Below are 6,793 nucleotides of genomic sequence, written 5' to 3'. Positions count from 1 at the left end.
TAATATCTTTATAATAAGTCGCGATGTCTTGAAAAGCAATATATAAAATACTTCTTTATTCGTAACCTTCCTTCACGTTTATAAAGTTGTCACTTTTATGCTATGATAACGGTACATGATTATCGAAAGGAACTTTATATGCGCTTAACTAGTTATTCAGATTTCTCATTACGAGTATTATTATATGTGGCTGTTAACAGTGAAAAATTGGTGACCATTAAAGAAATCTCAGAAGCCTACGAAATTTCTAGTAACCATTTAATGAAAATCATCTATAATCTTGGGAAAATGAATTATATTGAAACAATACGTGGACGTAATGGCGGCATTCGTCTATCAAAGCAGCCAGTTGACATTAACATTGGCGAGTTGATCCGTAAGACCGAGGAAGATTTCTATCTTGTAGAATGTTTTAAAGAGGACAATAATTGTGTCATTACCCCTGTTTGTTCCTTAAAGCATATGTTAAATGAGGCTCTAAACAGCTTCTTCCTTGTACTGGATACGTATACACTTGAAGATATTTTGACAAATAAGTCGGTTCTTAAAGAATATTTCGATACACGAACAGAAACGTAACGATTGACAATTTCTTTATTTTATATGAGAGAACGATTATTATTAAATTAAGTTTGATATACCTATATCAAATGGACTATAACTAGCTGGTGATAAAATGGGGAAAAATATAGAACATGTGCTGGAAAACCAATTATGCTTTCTTCTTTATGCAAGTTCTCGGGAAATGACTAAAAAGTATAAACCACTCCTGGAAAAGCTTGACGTAACGTATCCACAATATCTCGTCCTGCTATTATTATGGGACCAAGATACCCTAACGGTAAAAAAACTAGGTGATCTTCTTTCTCTTGATTCCGGTACCTTAACACCCATGTTAAAACGCATGGAACAAAACGGCCTCCTTATTCGTGAACGTTCTACACAAGACGAACGATCTGTCCTCATTCGGTTAACGAAAAAAGGACTGGATTTACAAGAAGAGGCCTGTGTCATCCCTGAAATGGTTGGCAAGATGTCTGGGGATGATAAGAATGAGATTGAGGAATTAAAATCGTCACTGCTCGCATTGCTAAAAACGTTACAGGCCTATTAAAGAGTTAGATGAGCAGCAAAGCGTGATTCTTTTATATGCAAAAGATGGAGTGACAAAAAAAAGGTAACGTTCCAATGGAACATTACCTTTTTTATATTTGATTAGTTCACATTTACTTTAAGAGTTACTTCAACATTACCACTAATTGCTTTTGAATAAGGACACATTTGATGTGCTTTATGAACCAATGTTTCAAATGTATCTTGATCAATGCCTGATCCTTGTACTTCCAATGTTACCGCTAAGCTATACTGATGCATTTCACCCATCAATAAGCTAACATTAGCTGTCACTTTTGATTCAAATGCCGCTTTTTCCATTTTACCAACCGATTGCAATGCACTATCAAAACAAGCTGCATATCCTGCTGCGAAAAGCTCTTCAGGACTAGTTGCTTCAGGCAATTTTTTCGCTCTCGGCGTACCAGGCATTGCGATATCTACAGTAAAATTCCCATCAGCAGAGATAGCCGTACCTTCTCTTCCTCCATCAACCGTTACTGTTTCTGTAAATAATGTTTTTGTCATTTTATATACTCCCCTTCAACTATAATTAGTTGTGCACAATTTAATTTTATAATACTTAAATTAAAAGTACAATAAAAAAGCACTTCACTAAAGAGTTTATTGAACCTTCTCCTTTATTCCCTTACATCTTACTCCTCAAATAAGGGTTTTTTAAAACAAAGACTGATTCTTCCCTATTGGCGATCTATTCTGCCCTAACTAGGTTTTATTCGGCCCAAACTTCACTCTGTTCTTCCCTATCTAACTTTCATTCGGCCCTATCTTTTTCCCCTATGAATGTTCCTCCAAAAATAGGCACCTGGCTCTTTGATCTGCTGCTTATATGACGGTTCCTTCTCTATTAGTTACACTTTTGAGTTAAGAGCATAAAAACAGATGGAATTCTATTAAACTCTTCCTTTGCGCAGCTATTTTGAGGGTAGAAGTCACTTTTGGTCGACTCTTGAACACCAGATTCGGCCCATTCTTTATTTTATTCGGCCCAAACTAGGTTTTATTCGGCCCAAAACCAGTTATATTCAGCCCAATTTCACTTTTATTCAGCCCTATCCTCTTTTAGTTACACTTTTTGAGCTTTAAACAGGGTGATGACAGCCCTTACTATTTCTAATCACAAAAAAAGAGCTTATACTTCAACTTTCGAAGAATAAGCCTGATAAATGAAATTTAATGAGTTGTTGCCTTTCTCTTATAATTTAAGTTCTTCCCTTTAGTAAATTTAGGCAGCCTGTCTCCATGAGCTTCAATTAATTCGTTAGTCATACTCCAGATTTCATCTAACGAAAGGACAGATGCAGTATGTGGATCCATCATAACCGCTTGATAAACATAATCAATGTTTTCTGTGAGTACAGCTTCAACTACTAGTTGTTGAACATTTATGTTTGTCATATTCATTGCAGCCAAATGAGGTGGGAGTTTACCGACATGTATTGGTTGTATTCCTTGTTTGTTAACAAGACAAGGAACTTCAACACAAGAGTTTTCCGGTAAATTAGTAATCAGATTTGTATTAAGTACGTTACCCCAGATTTCCCGTGTTACTCCGGTTTCAATAGAATGAATTATTGGTGCACCGTATTCATGACTTTTTTGCAATTCGAATGTTTCATGATTTTCAATCATTTTCTTGGTTTCAGCAAATTGTTTTAAATTATTTTCACTTCTTCTAATATACTCATCAATCGGAATATCATAATCTTTTATTAAGTCATCTCTTTTAATAAAATAAGGCGTATATTCTGATAGATGCTCACTTGATTCTGTAATAAAATAATTCAGTCTACTCATCATTTCAAAACGCACTTTATCTTTCGCATACACTTCATCCTTTTCCATCGCTAAAAAGAGGTCGGGATAAAGATCCTGTCCATTTCGTTTCAATTCTAGGAACCATGCCATATGATTAATTCCTGCTACCTTATAATCTAATTCCTCTACTGGTATCCCTAAATAAGAAGCCAACTCTTCTGCTGTATTTTGTACACTATGACAAAGACCTACCGATTTTATTGAGGTAGCTTTTTGGATCGCAAGAATCAGCATAGCCATTGGATTAGTATAATTTAATAATAATGCACCGGGACAAACTTCCTCCATATCCTTACAAATATCAAGAACAACAGGAATCGTTCGCAGTGCCCTGAATACCCCTCCGACTCCGAGTGTATCTGCAATCGTTTGTTTCAACCCATACTTTTTGGGAATTTCAAAATCTATTAGAGTTGATTCGTGCATTCCGACTTGAATTAAGTTTATAACATAGTCAGCATCAACTAACGCTGACTTTCTGTCAAAAGTAGCCTGTACATGTGCTACATTACCATTTTTCTCAATAATAGATTCAGCCATTTTTTTTGCCGTTTCTAATCGTTCAGCATTTATATCAGTTAAAGAAAAGAGTGTATTTTCCAACTCTGGATAACTCAAAATATCAGAGATTAACCTTCTTGCAAAAACTACACTGCCTGCACCTATTATAGTTACTTTCATCATAAACCCTCCATTTCACTTTAAAGTCCTTTGTACAGAATTGCACAATTAGATGCTCACCGTTAATCCATCCTTGCCGTAATTTTTTCTCTTTTGTTCTATGCGGCTATATCCTAATTTTTTGCTGTTTCAAGTATTCGGAGTCCTGTATCTGATTGAACTGAAATAGTTTCAATACCTCTTTACCTTCTGCTTGTTAAAGATTTTCCTTTTTATCTTCAAATTTCTTTCTCAGCAAATTCATATTACCAAAAAATAAGATTCCTCGCAATTATTATTCAGAAAATTCAATTTATTTTTGCTAGATTCTAAAGAAAAGAGGCCACTAAATTACAGTGGCCGGTTTTCTCCTCACACACAAACTACAATTTGTCTTAAGAAGTTTCCTTTTTTTGCGACACAGCGGTCTGTGATTTCGAACCCTGCTTCTTTGATCATGTCATCCATTGTTTCAATGGTTACAACGATGACTTTTTCGGCGAAGCTTCTAGCATGTTTGAGAATAGAGAGTTGATCTTCTGGCGTTGCATGAGTGTATAGATTGTAAGGCATATCAATTATGGCTACATCGTACTTTTCAGTAACATCGGCAATCGGTCCTGTTGTGACGTCGCCCTGTAAGCCAAAGTAGGCAATATTTTCTCTTGATCCATCTGTTACGAGCGGGTTGATGTCACGACCAACAATATCGATCCCCATTGATAGTGCTTCAACCAATACGGTTCCGATTCCGCAGCAAGGATCAATAACCTTGATTCCTTCTGGGTTCGGTACAGCGATATTCACTATCGCTCTCGCCACACGTGTACTTAAAGCGGTTGAATATTCACGTGGTTTTTTAAGATGGTGCAGCCATACGGACTCGCTTTTTATATAGTTTCCTAAATACCAGCGGCCGCCAAGTGTGACAATCCCGAATATTTTGTCGGGGTTTTGAACATCAGCTAATCCTTGAACTTTCCAACCGATATCACGTTCAATGTTCCGTCTTTCCCAATACCCAATTTTCACTGAAGGATCCAGGTCATTAATTTTCACATACAACACCTTGAATGTGGTCTCACCTAATTCTATTTGGTCTGCCTGATCAACAATTTCAGAAAGAGTATCTCCTTCAAATAAAACTTCGATCCGTTCTTTTATAAATGGACTTCTGCTTGGATTTATCGCGATCGGTGTTTTAATAATATTCGTTTCCGATTCCACGCCAAATAATGAACGCATTTCCATCCGGCATAAAGATACTTCGTCTGGACTGTATGCAAAGGTATATATATAAACCGGCTCACGGTTAGTCTTTTCCACTGTTTTCCCACCCTTTATCGCTTTTCTATATTCCCGACTCAAATGATAACCATATCGCGAAAAAGGGAGAAAAGCAATGGCGGAGATAGCCAGCCTCCGTAAATGAAAGCGCTAGCTGAAGTCATTCCTCAAGGTCCAACCAGGACTTCATATCTTTTGTTTGTTTCATAATGTCCCTCGACCGAATCGCATAAAAAAAGGCCGAAAACTGGACATCGTCCTGCATTCAGCACTAAGAGCTTCTTATTTAATGAACCGTTACCTTTTCAAAAGGCCAAGATGGCAATTGTTTGCGGAGCGGCTTATCCTCTCTGTATCCAAGTGCGTATTCCCCTTGCATCACAGTATGAATTTCTCTAGTGCCTTCATAAATTACAGGAGCTTTCGAGTTTCGAAGGTACCGTTCTACCGGATACTCATCACTATATCCATATGCACCATGGATTTGAACGGCGTCATTTGCTGCTTCATTTGCTGCATTACAGGCGATCCACTTAGCGAGTGAGGTTTCTTTGGTGTTCCGTTTTCCTTCGTTTTTCAAGGTTCCTGCTTTATAAACCAGCAGCCTCGATATTTCTAAGTTTGCACTCATTTTCGCAATCATTTGCTGGACTAGCTGATGTTTGCCAATTTCTTTCCCAAATGTTCTTCGTTCATGACAATATTTAAGACTTGCCTCAAGGCTCGCTTCAAGCAAGCCGACAGCACCCGCCGCTACGGTAAAGCGCCCATTATCTAGTGCGGACATGGCAATTTTGAATCCTTCTCCTTCTTCTCCTAAACGATTCGCAGCCGGCACTTTCACATCGTTAAAAAAGATTTCTCCCGTATTCCCCGCGCGAATCCCCAGTTTGCCTTTAATTGCTTTCGATTCAAATCCCTCAAAAGTACGCTCTACAATAAATGCAGTAATCCCTTTTGACCCTAAGTCATGATTTGTTTTCGCAAACACCAGAAAATGATCTGCATAATCACAAAGAGAAATCCACGTCTTTGAACCATTTAATACATAATAATCACCTTCACGCTTAGCTGTGGTTTGCATAGCCGCTACGTCAGATCCTGCGTTTGGTTCCGTCAAACCAAATGCACCAATCTTGAGCCCCTTTGCCTGGGGGACTAAATAGGTTTGCTTTTGTTGTTCTGTTCCCCATTGCAAAAGGGTCATGGTGTTTAAGCCGGTATGTACCGAAACAGCGGTCCGATAGGCGGTATCACCGCGTTCCAACTCCTCACAAATGATTGCCAGCGTATTATAATCCATTCCCAGTCCGCCGTATTCTTCTGGAATACAGACCCCCATTAATTGAAGCTCTGACAGACGCTTAAGAATAGATGGCTGAAACGCTCCCTGTCGATCCCACTCTTGAATGTAGGGAATAATTTCTTTATCAACAAACTTCCTTACTACCTTTTTTACGCTTTTCTGCTCTTCGGTTAATTCAAAGTTCATCATTACCATTCGCCTGCTTTCATTTCAATATAGTAGAAAAAAAGAACGGAGAATCATAGAATCGATGATATAAGCATAAATTAATTATCCGAATTTTACAATAATTACAAGTATCTATTATCAAATAGGTTGTATTTCCCTAAATTTTATGACAAATACTTCCTGAATAATAGTAAAATGGGAAATGGGGTAACAGGAACCTAATCAGTTGGGAGGCTAAAATTTGAAAGCCCTCACAAACCGTTTGATTGTCATCTCTTTTGATTGCCTATCCTCTTCAGACTATCAATTAATTAGAACACTGCCAAATTTCCGACGTGTCTTAAATGAAGGCTCATATGTTCAGCATGTTGAAGCTATTTATCCTTCATTGACCTATCCAAGTCATGTGTCCATCGTGAC

The 6,793-nt window shown here is 37.7% G+C and carries 7 protein-coding genes; 3 read left to right on the top strand and 4 right to left on the bottom strand.

The features are described from left to right. Window positions 1–138: 138 nt before the first annotated feature. Both AC52RT_RS16985 and AC52RT_RS16980 read left to right on the top strand, forming a co-directional pair. The gene (locus tag AC52RT_RS16985; protein ID WP_495541840.1) at window positions 139–579 is read left to right on the top strand and encodes an RrF2 family transcriptional regulator; all 441 of its coding nucleotides are present in this window, start codon (window positions 139–141) and stop codon (window positions 577–579) included. A gap of 97 nt (window positions 580–676) precedes the next feature. Then, complete coding sequence (locus AC52RT_RS16980) at window positions 677–1,114, top strand: MarR family winged helix-turn-helix transcriptional regulator (protein ID WP_495541836.1); 438 nt, start codon at window positions 677–679, stop codon at window positions 1,112–1,114. Window positions 1,115–1,215: 101 nt separating this feature from the next. Here the strand turns inward: AC52RT_RS16980 and AC52RT_RS16975 are convergent, their stop codons facing one another. From AC52RT_RS16975 to AC52RT_RS16960, 4 genes are all read right to left on the bottom strand, one after another. Then, window positions 1,216–1,641 (bottom strand): Ohr family peroxiredoxin, encoded by a 426-nt coding sequence (locus tag AC52RT_RS16975; protein ID WP_495541835.1) that lies wholly within the window; start codon window positions 1,639–1,641, stop codon window positions 1,216–1,218. A 666-nt stretch (window positions 1,642–2,307) separates the two neighbouring features. Further along, the gene (locus AC52RT_RS16970) at window positions 2,308–3,636 is read right to left on the bottom strand and encodes an alpha-glucosidase/alpha-galactosidase (protein ID WP_495541834.1); all 1,329 of its coding nucleotides are present in this window, start codon (window positions 3,634–3,636) and stop codon (window positions 2,308–2,310) included. A 348-nt stretch (window positions 3,637–3,984) separates the two neighbouring features. Then, on the bottom strand, window positions 3,985–4,863 hold the full coding sequence (locus AC52RT_RS16965; RefSeq protein ID WP_495541839.1) for a TRM11 family SAM-dependent methyltransferase: 879 nt from the start codon (window positions 4,861–4,863) through the stop codon (window positions 3,985–3,987). Window positions 4,864–5,185: 322 nt separating this feature from the next. Beyond that, the gene (locus AC52RT_RS16960) at window positions 5,186–6,391 is read right to left on the bottom strand and encodes an acyl-CoA dehydrogenase family protein (RefSeq protein ID WP_495541838.1); all 1,206 of its coding nucleotides are present in this window, start codon (window positions 6,389–6,391) and stop codon (window positions 5,186–5,188) included. A 223-nt stretch (window positions 6,392–6,614) separates the two neighbouring features. Between AC52RT_RS16960 and AC52RT_RS16955 the strand changes: the two genes are divergently transcribed. Further along, a partial coding sequence (locus AC52RT_RS16955) for an alkaline phosphatase family protein (protein ID WP_495541837.1) occupies window positions 6,615–6,793 on the top strand: 179 nt, incomplete at its 3' end.

This window comes from Peribacillus sp. (assembly GCF_059453735.1).
Note: the sequence above shows the minus strand (reverse complement) of the source record. Positions and strands in the feature narration are given on the sequence as shown.

Coding starts and splice junctions, on each gene's coding strand:
- AC52RT_RS16985 (WP_495541840.1), top strand. CDS start 139: ATGCGCTTAACTAGTTATTCAGATTTCTCATTACGAGTATTATTATAT.
- AC52RT_RS16980 (WP_495541836.1), top strand. CDS start 677: ATGGGGAAAAATATAGAACATGTGCTGGAAAACCAATTATGCTTTCTT.
- AC52RT_RS16975 (WP_495541835.1), bottom strand. CDS start 1,641: ATGACAAAAACATTATTTACAGAAACAGTAACGGTTGATGGAGGAAGA.
- AC52RT_RS16970 (WP_495541834.1), bottom strand. CDS start 3,636: ATGATGAAAGTAACTATAATAGGTGCAGGCAGTGTAGTTTTTGCAAGA.
- AC52RT_RS16965 (WP_495541839.1), bottom strand. CDS start 4,863: ATGGAAATGCGTTCATTATTTGGCGTGGAATCGGAAACGAATATTATT.
- AC52RT_RS16960 (WP_495541838.1), bottom strand. CDS start 6,391: ATGAACTTTGAATTAACCGAAGAGCAGAAAAGCGTAAAAAAGGTAGTA.